Source organism: Peribacillus sp. RS7 (assembly GCF_041956845.1).
Lineage (GTDB): Bacteria > Bacillota > Bacilli > Bacillales > DSM-1321 > Peribacillus.
The window spans coordinates 4,225,161-4,245,826 of record NZ_CP168135.1 but is presented as its reverse complement, the minus strand read 5'-3'; the positions used below and the strand labels follow the sequence as shown (position 1 = coordinate 4,245,826).

The following is a 20,666-nucleotide window of genomic DNA, read 5'->3' as shown; positions in this document are numbered from 1 at the left end:
CATCTTCAAATTCGTCTATAAATATAGCACCCTAAAGCTAATCATCTTTAGCATAATTCATATAAAACGGATTTAACCGTTTCTATGACAAAGCGTAAATCTTCAATGGTCGAAGATAAAGGCGGTGCAATGATCAATACATTTCCATATCCAGGAACTGTATCACCATTACGACCGATGATAAGACCCTTTTCCTTGCAAGCCCCTATTATTTTACCCATGAATTCATCGGAAACAGGCGTTTTTGTCTTTTTATCTTTCACTAATTCAATACCATATAAAAACCCAACTCCCCGAACTTCCCCTACTTTATCCAGGGCTGTCAATTCAAAGAGCTCACTTAGTGTCGATTCACTAAGTTCAGATACTCGTTGCACGATTTTTTCATTTTCTAAGATTTCAATGTTCTTTAGCGCAACTGCGCAAGATGCAGGATGGCCTCCATATGTTGACACATGCCTGAAATGATTTAAATTTCCGTTATCCTTGAATTTCTCATAAATCCTGGAATTCACTGCCGTTGCTCCAAGTGGAAGATAACCACTGGTCAAACCCTTTGCCATCGTTACAATATCCGGTTGAACCCCATCTGAGTGCATGAACCCAAACATTTTTCCGGTTCTCCCAAAACCTGAAACCACTTCATCCACAATTAAAAGAACATCGTGCTTCTTACAGATTTCCGAAACCCTCGTTAAGTATTCCTTCGAAGGAATAAGGACTCCGCCACCAGAAATGAATGGTTCAAGAATAACACCTGCTACCGTTTCAGCCCCTTCAAAGTTAATGACCTGATCGATATATTCAGCTGCAAGCAAATCGGAATTTTCAACGTTTTCCCCAAACGGGCTTCGATAATTGTACGGCGGTGGAACATGCAGGAAACCCGGAACCGCCGGATCATATTTCACTCTCCGATTAGCCTGTGCTGTTGCACTAAGCGCGCCGTAAGTATTGCCATGATAAGCTCTATACCTTGAGATGAATTTGTATTTACCCTGATTCCCATTTTGAGAATGATATTGCCTTGCTATTTTAAAAGCTGTTTCATTCGCCTCAGAGCCGCTGTTCGTAAAAAAGGTTGTATAAGAGCCCTTTAAATGTTCACTAATTTTTGCAGATAATTCGATTGCCGGCTTATGGCTTAACGTTAAAGGGAAGTAAGATAAGTTAATCATTTGTTCATAGGCTGCCTGGGCAATTTCTTTTCGTCCGTGCCCCAGGTTCAAGCACCATAAACCGGAAACCCCATCTAAATATTTATCACCTTTAGAATCTGTGAACCATGAGCCGGATCCTTCTGTAGCCATCATGGGAGCATCCTTCTCATTATAGCGATGCATCGCATGCCATAAATGGTCTTTATCCATTTGAACAAGGTCTTTCGTTTCAGTTTCCATCTTCACTATTGAAACCCCCTTATTTTTCATTGAATGCAATTAAGTTAAGTTCCCATGCTGTTACAGATCTTTTAGGAGAATTGTTGGTGATGGTGCGATGACCCGAATAGTTCACCAAGTCATCGCACAAGTGATATCACTCTTTTCACACCATTATTTATCCCAGTTTTTATGATCTAAGTGAGAATATTTTTCTAATAATCTAGTAGGCATTTTTAATGCGTCTTTTCTAAAAGGAGGAGCTAATTGTGTTCCATCCACTTGTATGTCAATCACAGTCGGTTTGTTTGATTTTATTGCTTTTTCAATGACAGAGCCTAACTCCTCAGGTTTTTCCACTCTTATACCAACAGCACCCATAGATCGGGCAACTTCTGCAAAATCAGGATTTTGGATATCCGCCCCTACAAAACGGTTATTATAAAAATCGACCTGGTTCTTTTTCTCTGCGCACCATGCATTATTATTGAAGACACATGCAATGACCGGTATGTTTTCTTCAACAGCCGTACTCACTTCATGTAAGCTCATACCCCACGCGCCATCTCCAACAATGGCTATAACAGGAGTATTCGGCTCAGCTAATTTGGCACCTAGTGCGGATGGGTAAGCAAATCCCGTATTCCCGAATGTAAGCGCAGCGATATGCCTGCGGCTCTGATTGAATTTCAAGTAAGCGTTTGCAGTTGACGATACATTACCGATATCTGTAGTGACGATGGCATTTTCAGGCAACACTTTAGTCAATTCCAGTAGGGCTCGACGCGGATTGATCGGGGTTCCATCGATCATCGCAAGTTTCACCAATTCTTCTTCCCATTTTTGTTTTTCATTCGTTATTTCGACTATCCGCTTTTTTTCTTGTTTTAGATTAGGTTTACTTGCCTTCAAGCGTTTCAAGATTTCACGACTCGCTTCACGGGCATCTCCGATGATCCCGACTTCCACAGGGTGCGTCCTCGCTATTTGCCTTGGGTTAATGTCTATTTGGATGATTTGTGCATCTTTAGGAAAATAATCAATGTCATAGCATGGTAACGTTCCAAATACCGATAATCTTGTACCGACCGCTAAAATGACATCCGCTTTCTTAAGTGTATTCATGGCAGCCTTTGAACCCATGTAACCGATTGGGCCGACTGACAATGGGTGATCAGCAGGAAAGGCATCATTATGCATATAGGAGACAGCTACCGGAGCTGTTAAATATTCTGCAATATTCTTAATTTCCTCAATGCCATCTGAATCAACGGTTCCCCTACCGGAAATGATGACAGGATACTCAGCCTTAGCTAAAATTTCAGCCGCTCTATCCAATGATGCAGAAGATCCGCAGCCCCGTTCATCTACGCGATATTGATGTGGTTGCAGTATTTGATCTTCCACTTCACCATAGAAATAATCACGGGGGATATCGAATAAAACCGGACCCCTCTCTGCATAGGCAATCCGAAATGCTGTCCTAAGGCAATCAGCGACCCGGCCTGGATGTGTCACTCTAACCGTTTCTTTCGTGATGGCCTTGAATATGGAAACCTGATCACATTCTTGAAAACCATCCCATCCAACCGTTGGTGTACCAGCTGATGGAGAAATGACCACCATAGGAGTATGAGCTTGATTGGCCGCTGCAACAGAGGTGACCATATTGGTCATTCCAGGTCCGTTTTGCCCGATGACAACCCCTGCAACACCTGAGACCCGACAATAGGCATCTTCCATATGTGCAGCACTTTGTTCATGGCGGACACCAATGAAACGGATGCCTGCAGTTGGCAATAAATCAAGCATATCCATGAAAGCGGATCCCAGGATTCCCGAGATATGTTTAACTCCCTCAGCCACCAATGTCTCAACGATGGCTTCACTTGGTGTCATTTTAACTTTCGTTCCTCTTAACATTTTTGTTTCGACCATAGCGCATTCTCCTTAATTATATTTATTTCTGATAATGACGTTGCAACGTCCGTACCAGTTATAAGATGTATAATACTACCATTGGGTGAAACAGTCAATGAATAAATTGAATATTTTGAATTTAAACAAGATCATTATCCATCAAGGTCACAAACTTATGCATTACATCAATGATTTTTCGTTAAACAATAAATCTATCCTTTTTTTCTGTCAATCTGTAGTTGATCCTGTCGATGATCTCCAATAAATCGCCTATTTCATCAATTACGAAATCGGCACCTGCATTCAGAAAACGGTTTTCTGCATGTTTCATCCGTTTTTGCAGATCATATGGGTCCATATCGTTGATTTCTGTTTCTGAAAGACCGATTTCACTGCCGCCTTTCAATACGGCAACAGTCCACATTCCTGCAGAAATGCCTTCTTTGATGTCACTGATCGTATCGCCGACTTTGACAATTTTACTGAGGGGATACACTTGGAGATTCATCGCCGTCTGAAAGCACATCCAAGGGGCAGGCCGTCCTGCAGGCACTTCGTTGGATGCAACAATGGAATCCGGGTGATAGCCCCATTTTTCCGCCTCTTCTTTAACAACATTAATCATTTCACGAGTATACCCTGTTGTCGAACCGATTTTTATTCCCTGCTGCCTTAAACGGCTGACTAATTCAATTACGCCTGGTATAGGCTTGGCGTTCTCCTTGAGAACCTTAAAAAGCAAAGCCTCAAAGTCCTTATATAACGATCTAAGCTCAATTTCATCCGGTTCTTTTCCATTTTTCGAAATCCATAACTTGGATATTCTATTCATTTTCAAGAGTTCCCTTATATGATCCATTTTCAATAACCCCATAGGTTCCCTTGCTTCCTCAATGGTAATATCAATCCCCCTTATCCTGAATATCTCGACAAATGCCTGTACCGGTGCAAAACAACCATAATCCACCGTAGTTCCTGCCCAATCAAATATTACTGCTTGCACTTCTTTGCATTTTTTGGCACTTTCCAATCTATGCTCCCCTCCTCATCCTTACCTCCTTCAAAACCACCATCCACACCCGTAAATTCTCCACTGGTGATCAACCCGGGTATAAAGTGAATTCATTTCATTTCTTCCAAAAATAGCTGTAGGTCTTCTTTAGTAGCTTCAGAGTGTCGTTTAATTTTTTGCGGGTCTTTATCAGGATTCCCTGACTCCCCAATTAATGGGTAAAGGTTTTTCTCAATTCGTTCATACCAATCGGGATATTCATCTTCCACTTGCTTTTCTATCGAATCCCAGGCAGAACTGATCTCTTTTCCCACTTTTTGAATTTTCTCAACATCCGCCTTTGTACTTACTTCTGTTTCTAATGCGTTAATGGATTGAAGCACTTCGCCGACACCTTTTTTAATAACCTCTGCATTTTGGGCCTCACCTGGATTTGGATCCGACTTTTCTTTTATTACTGGATTTTTTTCTTGTTGGCCCTCTTCCGGTTTAGCTGAATCGTTGCAGCCTGATAACAATACGGCTCCAAGGATGAACCCATTAGTTAATACACGGAAACCATTCAACATAATCCCTCCTTCATGATTTAAAAGACAGATGCCATCTAGTTGGCACAACTCTCTTTTTCTATGGGAATCATATTCTAGGTGAAATGTGATTGAAGAATTTTGTCTGAGGAATTCCATAGAAGTAAACGAAGCATTACCTTAAGTTAATAATCGATGGTATAGAGCTAAAGCTATAACTTTTCAGAATTAGGGGAACCAGAAACAATATTTAATTCATTCTCGATATATTTCGCTTTTTTACGTCGTATGAAAAAGAATGAACAGATAATGAACAAGCTAAATAGCATGGTAAAGATAAACTGTGGACGCTGTGAATCGATAAATGCCATTAATATCAACACGGAAATCATGGAAAGAATGGTTGCATACGTCAAATACGGGAACAGCCACATCTTGATCTTGAAAATTCCGGGATTCTCTTTCTCCATTCTCTTCCTTAATCGGAGATGGGAAACCGCAATGGCCAGATAGACAAGAATTCCGACCCCGCCCGAGGAATTCACTAAAAAGAAAAAGATTTTATCAGGTGAAACGTAACTGAAAATGGTACTGATAAAGGCAAATAAAGTAGAACCGACTACAGCAAATATAGGGACACCATTCTTGCTCACTTTTGAAAATACCCTTGGAGCGTCCCCCTTTTGTGCAAGTGAAAACAACATGCGTGAGCTTGTATATAATCCTGAATTCAAACAGGAAAGCAATGCAATGAGAATAACTATATTCATGATTAGCGCAGCAGAAGGGATTCCTAGCATTTCAAGTACGGCAACAAATGGACTTTTCAGCAAGGAAGCTGAATTCCAGGGTAAAAGCGTCACTAGTACGGCTATGGACCCAATATAGAAAATCAGGATTCTCCAAACCACGCTATTCAATGCACTTCTAACTGACTTGACCGGATCACTCGTCTCACCAGCAGCTATCGCAGGAATTTCCACTCCAACAAATGCATGAAAAACGATTGCGACGCCAACAAGTACAGAACTTATCCCATTTGGAATAAAACCGCCAAAATTCAAAAGATTGGAAGTTCCGGGTGGTTTTATCGTTGGGATAAATCCTAAGATCACTGCCATACCCAGACACAAAAATAAGATGATACTGATTATTTTAATGATAGAAAACCAGTATTCAAACTCACCAAACGATTTTACGGAAAATATATTCGTCAGTTTCAATAGGATTATCAATGATAGACTTATGACCCAGACGGGAACGGAAGGAAGCCATCCATGTATGATCGCAGCTCCAGCTGTTGCTTCCAATGCAATTACGATAACCCAAAAGAACCAATATAACCAACCTGTAGTGAAACCGGCCCATTCACCAATCCCATCCCTTGCATATACGGCAAATGATCCAGTATCGGGATTCACTGTAGCCATTTCCCCCAGCATCCTCATGACTAAAACAACGATCAAGCCTGCCAAAACATAGGATAATATCGCCCCGGGACCCGTTTGACCAATAATGATACCGCTTCCTACGAATAAACCAGCGCCTATGACACCACTCAAAGATATCATCGTTAAATGTCTTTGTTTCAGACCTGGTTTCAGTTCTTCCTGTTGATGTTTCATACCCTCCACCAACTTTCAATATTTTGGGGAATCAACTAAAATAATCGCTAAAAAACAAGGCTTTACTGCTGCCTGTCCTTTACATGTACAAGATAGTGGGAACTTGGGAACTTGGAAACATGGTATATTCAAACAACACAGGAACACTATGAACTTAAGAGTCTATAACTCACTTCTTCCCCCTTCCTCAGGCTATTTTGAAATTCAAAGCGAACATAACATCACTACGTCATGATGTTAGTACCACTTTCTATGTGTATAATACACTCTGACATTTTTAAAGTCAATTTAAAATCTGAATATTTAGATAACGAAATAAAAATAAAACAAATGGCGGCCATTAATACAGCTCTCTTCAAACCTCTAATTTTTTCATTTTACTTCTTTCACACTGGAATTTTCATCGAACGCACTATCCGTTCCTGCCTTTCGTGCCTTCGGCTTCCTATCCAGCATTTTCTTTAAAAGGTATGAAAAAAGCAATGTATACGCAACACCCTTAATAATCGATGTATAGCCATAAACGAGAAGACCCAACATCAGTACGATAAGATTAATGATCCTTATTGTCACTGCAATATCTATTTTATCATTTTTATGATGTAGAATTAAGGCGAGCACGTCAAACCCAACAGTGGATGCATTTGCTGTTATACATAAATAGTATCCTATCGCTATCAAAATCGACGAAAAGATAATCACTAAAAAGATATTTACATCAAAATTAATATTCAATGAATAAAAAAAATTGAAAAACAGCATATAGCTAAGGGAACTTACAATCGACTTAAAAAAGTACTCTTTCCCTAGAAAAACTAAACAAATGATTAATAGGAATCCTGTAACGAAATTGGCGAGCATGGCAATGTTATAACCCGATAATGCATGCAATAATAAGGCCGAGCTAGTTACGCCTCCATTAATAATTTCATTGGGAACGATTAAAAAGGCATAGGCAAATGTCATTGAAATGTTTCCTGCGATAATTTTCATTAAATCCCTCATAAACTTCTCACCATCCCTTTCAATATTTTGATGATGCTTTTCCCCCCTAGATATATATTTATACTTGAACGACGAATCAACATTCATTTCTGCACCCCAATTTTTCCGGATCATTCACCTTTCTACTCAAACTAATCTTCAAAATGACCCCTTACCTCATTCATGTTGGAATGGGCGAAATGAAGATTACTGGTTTTATGTTCAAGTGATTACATTTATTCGCTAACCAGAATCCTCGCTCCTTCTAAAATATAAAATAAAACATGCCCCATTTTATCAGGAGCATGTTTTTACGAATGACAAAGATACAAATCCAAAAGATCTGGGAACCTGACAATTTTAAAATGGGTTACGCAATTCAAAAAGTCCACTTAGAGGAAGCAAAAGCTTATTTTTTAAGGGTAAGGCACTTACTTAATCCATCAAGTATTATTCCGCAATAAAAAAAGTTGAGGAATCGCCCCCTCAACTTTTAAGTGTGTTCCATTAACTATTTCCCAAGAAATGTTTTTTCAGAATGCATTTCATGTTACAGGTAATGCTGACTCATCTTTCATCAGCCTTTTTCGATAAACCATATTGGACAGCTGTACACTCACTTCATAAAGCACAAGCAATGGGACGATAACCAAAATGTCCGAAATTATATCAGGAGGCGTAATCAAGATTGAGATGATGACCAGGACGAAATAAGAAATCTTACGAGACTTTTTCAACACTGTTGGATTGATGATTCCTAATCTAGTCAGGAACATGACCACAAGCGGCATTTCGAATAAAACCCCGAATGGTAAGATCAAATTAATCATGAACCGAAAATACTTTTCCGCTGTGAACATCATCTCGAACTGCCCAGCGGATAGGGAAGTGAGGAAACCCAGCACTATCGGGAACAACACAAAATATCCAAATGAGATACCTGTTATGAATAGAATGAACAGCCCCGGAATGAACCGAAATGTAACTTTTCTCTCTTCAGGTTTCAACGCAGGAGCCACAAAGCGCCATAACTGATAGGCAGCTAGCGGAATTGTTGCGGCTATTGCGCAAACCGCGGCAATTATCATATATACCCACAGAATGTCACTTGGACCAAGCACAGCAAGCTTCCCATCTAAATCCTTAATTAGTAGTTCATAAATATCCTGTACAAATATGAAACTCACTATGAAGAAAACAAGAAAGCCTATCAGTGTTTTAATGATTCTTCCTCGTAGTTCCTCCATATGCTCTATAACATGTAAATCCTTACTCTCCACTTTCACTCCTCCTTTTTAGATATTTTCTTGCTATATTGCAAATAGCACTTCCACTCGAACTCTTTTCATGAAAAGAAGCAGGCGAGTCTTTCCGCCCGCTATTTCTCATTTAATTCATCCCTCTTTTTTAACAGCTCTTAACGCGGCTTTATTCTCGTTTTCATCCTCTTTTTCTGAATCATTCACCAATCCTTTGGTTGCACTTTTGAATTCGGATAATGTCCGGCCAAATGCACGGCCTATTTCCGGAAGCTTGGACGGTCCAAAAATAATCAGTGCAATCACTAGGACGATTACCAGACCGGGTATCCCTATATTTGAAAGCATTCTTATTCACTCCTTTGATATTCTCATTTTTCTTCACAATGTCCTTGTCAAGCATCATAATCTTTCCCTATCAATTAGTGAGTAACTTTCCCCTGCTTGTTCAATCTTTGTTTTTCATGCGCGCGATTATGGGCACGTGTCCGATCGTCCTCGACTTCGTTCGTTTTTTGTACACCTTCCGTAACCGCTGCTGATGCAACCTTTCTCAGCCCTGTTTGATCCTTATCAAAAACAAAGGATGCTCTTGTGGATATATCCGCACCTGGTTCTGTCACGAATGGGACTACACGGTAGTCCGCCTTCCATTGTTCTGGTGTTACTTTGCATCGGACATATCCCCGGTAATCATTAAAGAACTTTATATGTGGATTCTGACTTAGTATTTTATCCGTATCCGCACGCTTATCCGCACCATTTCCACCAGATGTGATGGAAGTGCCAACAAACTCCACACCGAAAAGCTTGGAATTTGGATCATCGAAATCAACCTTTAAATTGGCTGCCCAGCTTGCATGTACATCACCGGTCAACACGACCAGATTTTCCAGGTTGTTTCTTTTGATTACATCAATCAAACGATCACGCGCAGCCGGGTAACCATCCCAGGAATCCATGCTGAATTTGGGAGCGGTAGGTGTTCCATAATTCCGTTGTGAAAAGAAAATCTGCTGCGGCAGTACATTCCACTTCGTTTTTGATTTTGATAGATTGTCAGTTAGCCACTGTTCCTGCTCGGGACCTAGCAATGTCCGCTTCGGATCAAGTGACTCAGGCGTTTGCGGTGTACTTCCATCTCCGTTTGCCTGATCATCGCGGTATTGACGTGAATCCAGTACAAAGAAAGAGGCCAGGTCGCCATACGTGAAATTTCGGTATAACCGCATATCCGCTCCTTTAGGCAAAGACGATTTACGAAGGGGCATATGCTCATAATAAGCCTGATAAGCCGCTGCCCTTCTCTTGATGAACGCTTCAACCGATTGCCCTTTTTCCGGGATGACATTTGCATAATTGTTTTCAACTTCATGATCATCCCAAGTCACGACCCATGGGAAAGCTGCGTGTGCGGCTTTTAAATGGGTATCAGAGCGGTATTGTGCGTATCTATTTCGATAATCCTCAAGCGTGATGATCTCCGGACCACTATGTACACGGACATTACCTGTAGAAGCAACATATTCATTTGGTCCATATTCATATATATAATCGCCAAGGTGGAAGACAATATCCAAATCTTCTTTTGCCAAATGTTTATAGGCCGTATAATAACCATGCTCAAATTGCTGGCATGAAACAAACGCGAATGACAAGCTCGAAACACTTGAACCTACTGGCGGAAGTGTTTTCGTTTTCCCAGTCTGACTTACTTCCCCACCGCTTTTAAATCGGTAAAAATAGACCTTATCAGGTTTTAACCCGCTTACTTCCACATGAACGGAGTGGCCAAGTTCCGGCCTGGCTATTTCCTTGCCCTGCTGGACAATCTTTCTGAAATTCTCATCCTTTGCCACTTCCCATTTAACGGAAATGGCTTCTTGTGGCATTCCTCCGCCATTCAAAGGATCAGGTGCCAACCTTGTCCATAAAACTACACTATCCGAGAGCGGATCACCTGAAGCTACTCCGAGAGTAAATGGATAATCACTGAATTTCGGGGCAGCATTCACTTCAATACCGCCCATTGATTGGGCAAGGGCAAGACCTAATGAAAGTCCGGCAAGCTTACTTGCTCCCTGGATAAAGTTCCGGCGGTCCATGTTCTTACCTAATTCGCTCCAATTCTTAATTAAATCATCCATTGCTCTTTCATTATTCATTGATCTTTCCCTCCTATTATTTGAATCTGGTTCAAGTATAAAAGGACAATTTTAAAGGTGTATGAAGAAGTGTAAAAACAATAAAATCCCAACTAGGAGTTTTCATGCAGGTCCTATGGAACACTTTTTTTAAAAAAAAGGAAATTATTCACTCATGCATTTACATAGACCTATAAACTTTTACAAACAACGACAGTCTTTCAACCTATTTTTCTTCATGAATCATTTATTTAATCGTTACAAATAACTGGGTTTAAGCTCAAATAGGATGCAGCAATTAATGCTTCATATTATTTGATAATCGTTTAAGTTTTATTCACTTTTATCTGCGAATCATTTTCGTACCCTAAACGTTAGATTGGGGTGTTGTCCCATCTTCCATCCATCCTCCCTTCTATTCCTTTTTTAGGTCTAGAGCATCCCTCAAAGCTTCGCCAAACAAGTTAAAAGCAAACACAACGATGAAGATCATCAACCCAGGGTAAAGCATCAATGAAGGGGTTTCTCTAAAAAATGGCTTACTATCATTGATCATCATTCCCCACTCTGCCTCTGGCGGCTGTATGCCAAGACCAAGAAAAGAGAGTCCAGAAATTGCTAAAATAACTCCTCCGATGTCCATAAAGATTAATACAACAACTTGAGAAATGATGGCAGGTAAAATATGTTTGATGACAATTACTCTCATTGGTGTCCCGCATATTTTGGCTGCTAAGACAAAGTTTTGCTCCTTTACACTAAGAACCATTCCTCGGATGACGCGTGCATAAAAAACCCATTGGACAAGCACCATCGCCAAGATCAGATTGCCAAGACTTGGTCCTAAAATTCCGATTAAAGCTAAGGACAGCAGAAAGCTTGGAAATGCCATGAGAATGTCACACATTCTCATGAAGAGATAATCAACTTTACCCCCTATAAAGCCTGCATAAATACCAAGTGGGATACTAATAATCATCATTAATCCCATGACAAGGAAAGCTGTTCCCAACGAGGTTCGTGTTCCATAGATTAATCGGGACAATATACATCTCCCTAAATGATCAGTCCCCAATGGAAACTGAGAGGAGGGCCCTTGCAGCTTCTGAACGATATCAATCAAGTTCGGATCATTAGGAGCCAAAAAAGGAGCAAAAAGAGCCAATACTGTCAGAAAGGAAATAATCATGATACTGATCATCATGAGCATATGTGTCATCAGCATTCTTTTCATGTTTTGCACCATTCTTATTTCTCTCCTTCCCAGCGTATACGGGGATCCAGGAAAGAATAAGTAAGATCCACAAGAAGATTGCAGACCACAAAGATCACACCCATAAACAATACACACCCCTGAATCATTGGATAATCTTGATTTAAAATAGATGTGACAAATAACTGTCCCATGCCGGGCCAAGAAAAAATTGTTTCAACAATAACCGCTCCGCTTAGCATGTTCCCGAAGCTCATTCCAAGTCCAGTTATCATAGGTAATAAGGACATTTTTAAGACATGTCTGATAACGATTAGTCTTTGGCGTAACCCTCTCACTCTAGCATACACAACGAATGGCTCATTCAAATTTCCTAGCATACTAGCTCGAAGCAATCGCATATACGTCCCTATATAGGTAAAAGCCAATGTCAAGGAAGGAAGCACTAGATGCGCCAAGGTCCCCCTTCCCAATACAGGAAATAAATCTAACTTTACAGATAAAAAATAGATCAAAAGAAACCCAAACCAAAAGGTTGGCATAGAGACACTTACAAAGGCTGCTATTCTGCTAAACTGATCAACAAATTTCCCCTTGTAAATAGCAGAAATCATGCCTATAGGTAAACTAATAACAACAATTAAGATAAGCGAAGCAAATGTTAATTGAACTGTTGGGAAGAAATGTACCACAATTTCTTCCCATACGGAGTTATTGGACACGTAAGACATCCCTAAATCCAATTGCAACACTTTTCCCAGCCATCCAAAATACTGGACATATAAAGGCTTGTTTAAACCAAGCTCAACTCGAAGGGCAGCCACTGTCTCATTCGTAGGAGGAATATGTGACGCCCTTAAGTAAGCTACTGCCGGATCTCCAGGAATTAAGTGAAGCAAGATAAAAGTAATGAGCGAAACTCCGAATAATATTGGAATTAAACTTGTGAGACGTTTAAAAATAAACCAACTCATGTAGCACTCCTTAAGTTGTTTTTAAGTATCCCCTATTTCAATTAACATCAATTGAAGTTAAAGGGACCTCAGCTTCTTGAGGTAAAAAATCTACTCCACTAATGTTTTTTTGATACACCGCTATATTAGACTGATAAGATATCGGTAAATAAATGGCTTGTTCGTGCAATGTCGTTAATATATCTGAATACAGTATTTTTCTATCTTCCTCGTCAGTAGTTAATAATACTTTCTTAATTTTCTGGTCTATTTCTTTTTTTACTGGCAACCCTAATTGAGCGTTATAATCTGGACTACCATTTTCCGAATTAGTCGTCATAGACGCTAAATAGGAATGTGGATCAAACGGTACAGACCATGTTGCTGTAAATAATAAATCAAACTTACCTTGAAATGCCGTTGTCCAAAAAGTATTAGTTTCCTGACTGGTCAACTTAACATCTATTCCCAGTTTTCTAAAATCACCTTGTGTAAATTCTGCGATTGACTTTTGGATGTTATCTGTACTATTAAACAGTAATTCCAATTGCAATTCTTTTCCGTCTTTTTCTCTAAATGGTTTCCCCTTCACTTGTTTCCATCCAGCTTCATCCAATAACATTTTTGCTTTTTCTGCATCATACTCATATGGCTCTATATTAATTTTCGTATAAGGCAAAATAGGTGGAAACAAAGTATCAGCCTTTTTTTCCATACCATAAAAGATCTTATCGATAACAGCTTGTTTATTAAAAGCATGTTGGAGAGCTAACCGAACTTTAAGATCTTTAGTCGCTTCTCTGTTTGAGTTAAGAAGCAGCGTTCTTGTAGCTGTAGGTTCTGACAATTTGGTTTCATATTGCCCTGAATTCTTCAAAAATTGGAATGAATCTTGGCTGATGACCCCGTTTCCAAATATAAAGTCGAGTTCCTTTTTCTCAAAAGCTAACACTCTTGACTCTCCATCAGTAATGACTTTAACAACCACCTTATCTACTTTAGGCTTAGTGCCCCAATAATGTTCGTTCCTTTTGAAAACAGCAAACTCATTTTTCTTATACTCGCTCAATACCCACGGTCCAGTGCCAATCTGAGACTTGAGTCCGTCCTTAAATGTGTTTTGGCTGTCAGGAAAAGCAGCTTCTCCTACAAATCTCAAAGGTCTGATGTAAGTTAGTTCTTGAAGAGTTGGATAATACGCGTTGTTCAAAATAAGTTTAATAGTATATTCATCTATTATTTTTGTATCTTTGATTTGGTTAATTAATCCCACCCATTCATGTTGTTTGCGATTATCTAAAATGGTATCAAAGTTTTTCTTGACGATTGCAGCATTAAATAGCGAACCATCGGAAAATTTAACATCTTTTCTTAGATGGAATACATATTCTTTTCCATCTTTCGATATATCCCAGCTCTCCGCAAGCCAAGGCTGAATTTCTCCACCTTTACCGTAATAAACAAGGGATTCATATACCATAGCCTGGGAAAAAAACTCATTCGGAAAATATGTGTGTGGATTTAAGTCACCTATATCCCCAGGCCATGAAAAAGTAACAACTTTTTGCTTTTCATTATCTGATGTACTTTCTTGATCTATTGTTGTGTTGCTGCAACCTGTAACTAAGATTGTGAAAATTACTAGTAGTCCAACAAAAGAATGGAATAAATTAGACCGTTTTATAAACATGCTTTCTCACCTTCAATTATGGAATTTTAACTATTTGAAAAATCACGAAATACAAAAAAGCATTTCCAACCAGATTTAACGGTCAGAAATGCTTATATATTAAGAACAAATTCGTCTTCTAGCACTCTAACACCTCCCTATCTCCCGTAGGTTAACAGCATTTCTAGAACAGGCAGGTCTTCTGACTTAGGTTCATCATCTCCATGCGTCTTCCCGGATATTATCCAGTGACTTTCTTGCATAGGACTCACCCTTACAGCGGCGGGACCGTGCCGGATTTTGCACCGGCTTCCCTTTTAAATATTCGCTATTAAACGAATATACCCATTCCAATAAAATATGAAATTTTTCCTCATCTTCATAGTAAAATATAGAGCTTGTCCATCTTAAAATTATTAAGTCAAAACCTCTTGATGCTTCTTAACACTTTAATAGTTTCATCTCTAATTAATTTTTGATAAACTCAGCAACTCAGCAACTACTCATTTCCATCCTAGCAATAAACGAAAAACAGTTAGTAAAAAGGAGAATAAATATCTATTCTTAAGAATTTAACAAATATTAAAAACTCTCCTATATTATACGGTTTTACGATTACAGCTCTCTAAAAATGGATATTAACTATATGAAAATAAAATCAAAAAGTTTACCTAATACAAATTATATTCCTTATCACAAATTTATGCCATATCAAATTAAGATCCTGATGTTTTTTAACGGTTCGTTTTGTACGGAGGCAATAATCTTATACAAACAGTTATTTGTAACGACATATATGAATGATAGTATGTAGATTTTTCATTTTCAGATTTGTATTGCTCCCTCCCGAATAAGTTATTTTTTATAAGTGAACACTTACTTTGTATTTGAAAGCAACCTAATTTATGTAATAATAGATTCATAACAATAAAAGAAAGTACTTGAGGGATTTTGCATTGGTAAGTATTGAAGCATTACATGAAAAAATTGAGATATTGAGGAAAGATTTAATAACTACCGCATTGACATATGGATTAACTTCTCCAAAAACATTACATAATAGCCAGGAACTGGATAAACTATTGAATTTACTTGAGCATGAAAAAGAACCAAATGTACAATATTTCTAAAACAGGAATGAAATTTGATTTAATCTTTCTAACTTCATTCAATCATGATAGCTGTAGGAACTATCTCTCTGAATTATATTGGAATTATTTTTAATGATCACTGTGTATTTCATGCAGTATATTTCCCTTACTTAACCACCTCGTGTTCAATTCTTGGACTCGTGGACTAATTTTTCTGGATTATTTAATGAAAATGATCATCACTTCTTACATAAGGCTTCAGTATAGTTTTCTACGTTTTATTTTGTTTATTGGAATTGTGCCGTGAACAAATTACTTAGGGTCATTTTGATCACATTCTTTCTCCCCATTAAAAAGCATCCAAAATGAATGGATGCCTTTTTATCAAATTTTGCTTTAATGTCCTTCATTTAATAACAAACAATCTATCTCATCTAAGTTTATGAATGGTGTGAGTTTTCAAATATCAACGCTTCATTTAAATTGTCATGGACAACCTAATATTTCTGCTGAGTTAATGAATTTTTACTATTTTAGTGACTGAAGTCCTTTCAATTCAGGGACAACATTGCTTATCTCCCTTCCAGTAACCGCTGCAACGAGTTTCTTCGCCGCAAGCATGGCCATATCAAATCGTGTTTGATGAGTAGCTGAACCTATATGCGGCAGGGTAACCACGTTCGGCATGGCTAAAAGCGGATTGTCAGGCGATACGGGTTCCTGTTCAAATACATCCAAACCAGCTGCAAGGATTTCCTTAGTTCGCAGTGCTTCTATGAGGGCCTTTTCGTCCACCGTCTGACCGCGGGATGTATTGATAAAGATCGCAGATTTTTTCATCAGTGCGAATTGCTCCCGTCCCATAAGATGCCTCGTCTCCGGAGTATAAGGGACCATTAAAAGAACGAAATCGGATTCCCGTAAAAGGTGCTCTAAAGAGGAATAGGTTGTACTGAGCGTTTCCTCCACTTCGAATTTTCTTCGCCGATTATAATATAAAACTTCCATGTTAAAACCGAATTTTCCTCGTCTTGCAATAGATTCCCCAATCCTCCCCATACCGATGATGCCCAATGTTTTTCCATGAACATCAACGCCAAAGAGGGGTTCAGCGCCTTTATTTCCCCACTTGCCATCCTTTACAAGCTTGTCCAGTTCCGGTATACGACGGGCTGCTGAGAGCATTAAGGCTAAAGCTAGGTCGGCCACGGTTTCATCGAGAACATCAGGTGTATTTGTACCGATTATGCTTCTCTTTTTCATTGCCTCAAGATCAAAGTTGTTGTAGCCTACCGAGATATTGCTGACAGCCTTTAGACATGGTGCATGGTCCAGAAGTTCATCATCTATTTTTTCTCCGGTGATGAGCAGTCCCTCCGCATCGGAAATTTGCTTAAACAGCTGGCTTCTGGTAATGGGTTCAGCGCCGTTCCATTTTTCATACTGGCAATCCTTCGCCTCTACCTCGGCCGGTACTGGTCTTGCAATATACACTTTTGGCATCAATTTATGTCCTCCTCGGTTACACTATTCTTGAATAGGATGTTTTACAATAAACCAATAACAGATTGCGGCGCATCCGGCGATTAAACCGCCAGATATAAAGGCAAGAGAGTAAGAACCAGTAGCATCCACTATCATGCCTGCCACAACAGGGGAAAAGGCTCCACCAAAATAACCGCCAAAATTCTGAATTGCACCTACAGAAGCAACCATAGAAGGAGGGGCAATGTCACCGGCAAGTGCCCACGCGCTGCCTGTAATGGCAGAAATAAAACAAAGAGCAAGGGTCAGTAATGTTAAGGTAATAGCGAGCCCTTTGACAAATGGAACTGCACATACAACAATTGCGGCCGAGATGGCACATATACTAATTAAGGCACGCTTTGCTTTAATAGGTGTAGTAATTTCCTTGTCAACCAATTTTTTAGTAAGATATCCTCCGAAAATATTGCCAAAGATTCCGCCAAGCCAAGGAATACCAGCATATATACCCATTTCTTTAAGTGAGACATGATGGACATCAAACAAATAAAGGGGAAGGAAGACAAGGAAAATATTCCAGATCCAAATGGTACAGAAGAAGCCCAGAATCATCCCCCACACGCTTCGATATTTAAATAACGAACCCCATTTTATTTTTGATGATTGAATGCCTTGCTCTACTCCACCACCTTCCGACTTAATGTATTCAAATTCCTCCTTGGAAAGTTTTTGGCTTTTTTCAGGATTTTTATAAAAAATAACAAAACCGATTGCGAAGATGATGCCGATCACACCCGTTATATAAAACAACGCTCTCCACCCAAAAGTCACCATAATGAAAACGAGAAGTGGCGGTGCAATGGCTGGTCCCCATTTGGACGAAGAATCCCAAATTCCAGTTACCAAGCCTCGTTCCTTTTTAGGGAACCAATACGATGTGATCTTAGCCATCGTAGGAAAACACGGTGCTTCTCCCACTCCAAGTAAAATCCGTGCAGCAATAAATGAACTCATTTTATGAACGGCTCCCGTTAAAATGGTCGCGCCACTCCACCAAATAAGCGCGATTGTATACACCTTTTTGGTCCCGAACCGATCGATCAGCCATCCGGAAGGAAGCTGCATTAATGCATAACTCCAAGAAAAAAAGGTTCCCAACAACCCGATTTCGGTCACGCTTAGTCCGAGTTCCTTCATCATTTCGGGAGCTGCAATGGAGAGGTTGGCCCGATCAAGATAGTTGATTATTCCCCCAATCAATAACCAGATGACAACGGTCCAGCGAAATTTCCGGCCAATATTTAATGGCTTTTCTTGCTTTGTTTCCACTCTTGCTTCCATACCTTATCCCCCCTTGTTATATAAAACGCCATAATTGGCAGCGCTTCCAAAATAAGAAAAAGCCAGAGTTCACGCTTGGATTATATGTATATACAAGGAGGTTTTTGTTTTATAATATAAAACTCAGTTTTTGTTTTATGTCAAAAAATAAAAAAAGATAATTCTGTTTATTCTGTAAAGTATCGTATTATGAGGATTTGTGATTGTCAATCTTTATTCTTATTTTCAGGATTATATTCCTAGTTAACGTTTTATGCCAAATGGCGAAAATTGATTGACGTTTTTTTGTATAGTAAAATCATAACAAACTTTAGCCCACGATTCTTTTCCATCTCTAGTTTTGCTACCGGAAGGGCTTAGAGACCATTGTATCTCAAAAATCTCGGGCAACGTTAACCGGCGGTTAAGTTTTTTTATCATTTTTCTATAAGAAAAGCAAGCGCTCCTGATACATGTGGGACGGCCATATACGTACCTGATAAAGCAGCATGTAGTTTACTAGATAAGTGGGACATTAATTGTTCGCTTGGCGCTATTGAATCTACTTTTCTATTGGTATTACAAAATCTTAATGGAAGCCGTGATGGTTAACGGAGCTTCCACTACTTCCTAATAAGCACCCGGAATACTGTTTTCATTTGATGTGGTGATTCCATCCCTTCGCACATTTACTACAACTATATTTTTTATGAAGGGCTGGCTCATCGTCGTCCAATCCTCACAGTGACATTGAGTTACTCCCACCTCTTCTCCTTGAGGATCTGTTCATTAAATTTCATAATTTATAGCGGAAACGATTTGTTCGATTGATCCATCTCCTGAATCTGGTAAGGGAATTCATTTATGGTATATATTTCTTCCAACGTTGTTTTCTTTTTTTAATCTTTTATTTCCGTTTATCCATTTAAAAAATTCTAAAATAATATCTCTTGTTAATTTTTTATGATTTCGTATTTCCATTTATTGCTTTTAAGCTCAAGACAACTATGCCTCATATTAAACTATTGATCGTTAGTTCAATAAGAAAAAGAGCCGTGGTAACAGCTCCTTGTCCCCCACTTTCACCCTTTTGAAACGATAGCGTAATGTTTCTCCTACTTATTTTTTACTCTTTGCATCCGTTTGTGCTTATATTGTTCAAAATCCCAAATCGACAAAAATTCTTTTGCAGAAGTATAGCCTGATTTATAGAGAAAGTAGATTTCATCCTCATTCAGTTCAAAATCCGTTGCGTTGATGCCGCCAGTAGGAATTTGAATCGTGCGTTCAATCGTTTCTTCGTTCATATGTCGTAAATCATGGGCTTGAAGCATCGTTTTAAATATATTTTTAAAAAGGTGAATTGGCGTTGGTATAACCGGATCTATGTTAACTTCATCTTTCACAAAATGGAATCCGAATGTTGGAAAACGAGGATTGTCTGTATCAAATATCCATATTGGGAAGTTACTAAGTAAACCACCATCTAAAATGTAGGATTTTTTCCGGTCTTTTGATTTCCAAATAACCGGACGGAAGAAAAATGGTAGAGAGGCACTCATCATTACGGCAGTTGAAACTTTTAAATCAGCAGGAGACATCCCATAGCGTTCCAAATCATCTGGCAAAATAAGCATCTGACCATTCGAAACATCAGACGCGATTATCTTCAACTTTCCATCTGGAAGATCCGCGAATGTCTTAATCCCTTTTTCTGAAAGAAGAGAATCCACCCATGATTCCAAATAATCGTTTTTGTAAATCCCAAGATGAACCATAAGTTCCAAAGAGAAGCCCAAAATGGGAATTCGATTCAGAATTGTCCTGCCTCGAATCTTTGAGTAATTTATTTCACTAAACCGTTCTCTAATTTCATGGCTTTTATAGCCACTAGCCAAAAGAGCAGCTATTACTGCTCCTGCTGATGTCCCAGCAAGTCTTTCCCATTCGACTTTTTCCTCTTCCATTGCTTGAATCGCTCCAATAAAAGCAATTCCCCTGGCCCCCCCACCTTCAAAAACGGCATCTGCTTTCATTTTTTTCCACCTCTCGATAAGAGTTATTATTATTATTAACAATATTTTA

The 20,666-nt window shown here is 39.1% G+C and carries 16 protein-coding genes and 1 riboswitch; of the genes, 1 reads left to right on the top strand and 15 read right to left on the bottom strand.

Translation table 11 applies throughout. From position 1 onward, the window contains the following. Positions 1-47: 47 nt before the first annotated feature. From ACDZ29_RS21265 to nikA, 12 genes are all read right to left on the bottom strand, one after another. The gene (locus tag ACDZ29_RS21265) at positions 48-1,400 is read right to left on the bottom strand and encodes an aminotransferase (RefSeq protein ID WP_375091193.1); all 1,353 of its coding nucleotides are present in this window, start codon (positions 1,398-1,400) and stop codon (positions 48-50) included. Between the two features lie 153 nt (positions 1,401-1,553). Further along, positions 1,554-3,317 carry a sulfoacetaldehyde acetyltransferase gene (xsc, locus tag ACDZ29_RS21260; protein WP_289316742.1) on the bottom strand — a complete coding sequence of 588 codons (1,764 nt, stop codon included), beginning with the start codon at positions 3,315-3,317 and terminating at the stop codon, positions 1,554-1,556. 181 nt (positions 3,318-3,498) lie between these two features. After that, positions 3,499-4,329 carry a phosphonoacetaldehyde hydrolase gene (gene phnX / locus ACDZ29_RS21255; protein WP_375088584.1) on the bottom strand — a complete coding sequence of 277 codons (831 nt, stop codon included), beginning with the start codon at positions 4,327-4,329 and terminating at the stop codon, positions 3,499-3,501. Positions 4,330-4,421: 92 nt separating this feature from the next. Continuing rightward, a complete protein-coding gene (locus tag ACDZ29_RS21250) occupies positions 4,422-4,877 on the bottom strand; it encodes a hypothetical protein (RefSeq protein WP_375088583.1) in 456 nt (151 codons plus the stop codon). 173 nt (positions 4,878-5,050) lie between these two features. Then, positions 5,051-6,463 carry an amino acid permease gene (locus ACDZ29_RS21245; RefSeq protein WP_375088582.1) on the bottom strand — a complete coding sequence of 471 codons (1,413 nt, stop codon included), beginning with the start codon at positions 6,461-6,463 and terminating at the stop codon, positions 5,051-5,053. A gap of 372 nt (positions 6,464-6,835) precedes the next feature. Then, positions 6,836-7,456 (bottom strand): YitT family protein, encoded by a 621-nt coding sequence (locus ACDZ29_RS21240; protein ID WP_375088581.1) that lies wholly within the window; start codon positions 7,454-7,456, stop codon positions 6,836-6,838. 536 nt (positions 7,457-7,992) lie between these two features. Then, entirely contained in the window at positions 7,993-8,694 is a 702-nt protein-coding gene (tatC, locus tag ACDZ29_RS21235; RefSeq protein WP_370017025.1) for a twin-arginine translocase subunit TatC, read from the bottom strand. 147 nt (positions 8,695-8,841) lie between these two features. After that, complete coding sequence (locus ACDZ29_RS21230) at positions 8,842-9,054, bottom strand: twin-arginine translocase TatA/TatE family subunit (protein ID WP_063233420.1); 213 nt, start codon at positions 9,052-9,054, stop codon at positions 8,842-8,844. Between the two features lie 74 nt (positions 9,055-9,128). Beyond that, positions 9,129-10,871 (bottom strand): alkaline phosphatase D family protein, encoded by a 1,743-nt coding sequence (locus tag ACDZ29_RS21225; RefSeq protein ID WP_375088580.1) that lies wholly within the window; start codon positions 10,869-10,871, stop codon positions 9,129-9,131. 394 nt (positions 10,872-11,265) lie between these two features. Next, a complete protein-coding gene (gene nikC / locus ACDZ29_RS21220) occupies positions 11,266-12,096 on the bottom strand; it encodes a nickel transporter permease (RefSeq protein WP_289324740.1) in 831 nt (276 codons plus the stop codon). A 2-nt stretch (positions 12,097-12,098) separates the two neighbouring features. Next, positions 12,099-13,037: a nickel ABC transporter permease gene (gene nikB, locus ACDZ29_RS21215; protein WP_289324739.1), complete on the bottom strand. Its 939-nt coding sequence runs from the start codon at positions 13,035-13,037 to the stop codon at positions 12,099-12,101. Between the two features lie 37 nt (positions 13,038-13,074). Next, positions 13,075-14,706 (bottom strand): nickel ABC transporter substrate-binding protein, encoded by a 1,632-nt coding sequence (gene nikA, locus ACDZ29_RS21210; protein WP_375088579.1) that lies wholly within the window; start codon positions 14,704-14,706, stop codon positions 13,075-13,077. Between the two features lie 153 nt (positions 14,707-14,859). Continuing rightward, positions 14,860-15,049: riboswitch (cobalamin riboswitch) on the bottom strand. 577 nt (positions 15,050-15,626) lie between these two features. Between nikA and ACDZ29_RS21205 the strand changes: the two genes are divergently transcribed. Then, on the top strand, positions 15,627-15,815 hold the full coding sequence (locus ACDZ29_RS21205) for a Spo0E family sporulation regulatory protein-aspartic acid phosphatase (RefSeq protein ID WP_370014715.1): 189 nt from the start codon (positions 15,627-15,629) through the stop codon (positions 15,813-15,815). Positions 15,816-16,304: 489 nt separating this feature from the next. On the opposite strand, the gene ACDZ29_RS21200 is transcribed toward ACDZ29_RS21205, so the two are convergent. The 3 genes from ACDZ29_RS21200 to ACDZ29_RS21190 all read right to left on the bottom strand — a co-directional run bounded on the left by ACDZ29_RS21200 (position 16,305) and on the right by ACDZ29_RS21190 (position 20,617). Then, positions 16,305-17,282 carry a 2-hydroxyacid dehydrogenase gene (locus ACDZ29_RS21200; RefSeq protein WP_375088578.1) on the bottom strand — a complete coding sequence of 326 codons (978 nt, stop codon included), beginning with the start codon at positions 17,280-17,282 and terminating at the stop codon, positions 16,305-16,307. Between the two features lie 21 nt (positions 17,283-17,303). Beyond that, entirely contained in the window at positions 17,304-18,602 is a 1,299-nt protein-coding gene (locus tag ACDZ29_RS21195) for an MFS transporter (protein WP_375088577.1), read from the bottom strand. A gap of 1,094 nt (positions 18,603-19,696) precedes the next feature. Next, positions 19,697-20,617, bottom strand: a complete 921-nt coding sequence (locus tag ACDZ29_RS21190) for a patatin-like phospholipase family protein (protein ID WP_375088576.1) — start codon at positions 20,615-20,617, stop codon at positions 19,697-19,699. Positions 20,618-20,666: the final 49 nt, after the last annotated feature.

Coding starts and splice junctions, on each gene's coding strand:
- ACDZ29_RS21265 (WP_375091193.1), bottom strand. CDS start 1,400: ATGGAAACTGAAACGAAAGACCTTGTTCAAATGGATAAAGACCATTTA.
- xsc (WP_289316742.1), bottom strand. CDS start 3,317: ATGGTCGAAACAAAAATGTTAAGAGGAACGAAAGTTAAAATGACACCA.
- ACDZ29_RS21245 (WP_375088582.1), bottom strand. CDS start 6,463: ATGAAACATCAACAGGAAGAACTGAAACCAGGTCTGAAACAAAGACAT.
- ACDZ29_RS21240 (WP_375088581.1), bottom strand. CDS start 7,456: ATGAAAATTATCGCAGGAAACATTTCAATGACATTTGCCTATGCCTTT.
- tatC (WP_370017025.1), bottom strand. CDS start 8,694: ATGGAGGAACTACGAGGAAGAATCATTAAAACACTGATAGGCTTTCTT.
- ACDZ29_RS21230 (WP_063233420.1), bottom strand. CDS start 9,054: ATGCTTTCAAATATAGGGATACCCGGTCTGGTAATCGTCCTAGTGATT.
- ACDZ29_RS21225 (WP_375088580.1), bottom strand. CDS start 10,871: ATGAATAATGAAAGAGCAATGGATGATTTAATTAAGAATTGGAGCGAA.
- nikC (WP_289324740.1), bottom strand. CDS start 12,096: ATGGTGCAAAACATGAAAAGAATGCTGATGACACATATGCTCATGATG.
- nikB (WP_289324739.1), bottom strand. CDS start 13,037: ATGAGTTGGTTTATTTTTAAACGTCTCACAAGTTTAATTCCAATATTA.
- nikA (WP_375088579.1), bottom strand. CDS start 14,706: ATGTTTATAAAACGGTCTAATTTATTCCATTCTTTTGTTGGACTACTA.
- ACDZ29_RS21195 (WP_375088577.1), bottom strand. CDS start 18,602: ATGGAAGCAAGAGTGGAAACAAAGCAAGAAAAGCCATTAAATATTGGC.
- ACDZ29_RS21190 (WP_375088576.1), bottom strand. CDS start 20,617: ATGAAAGCAGATGCCGTTTTTGAAGGTGGGGGGGCCAGGGGAATTGCT.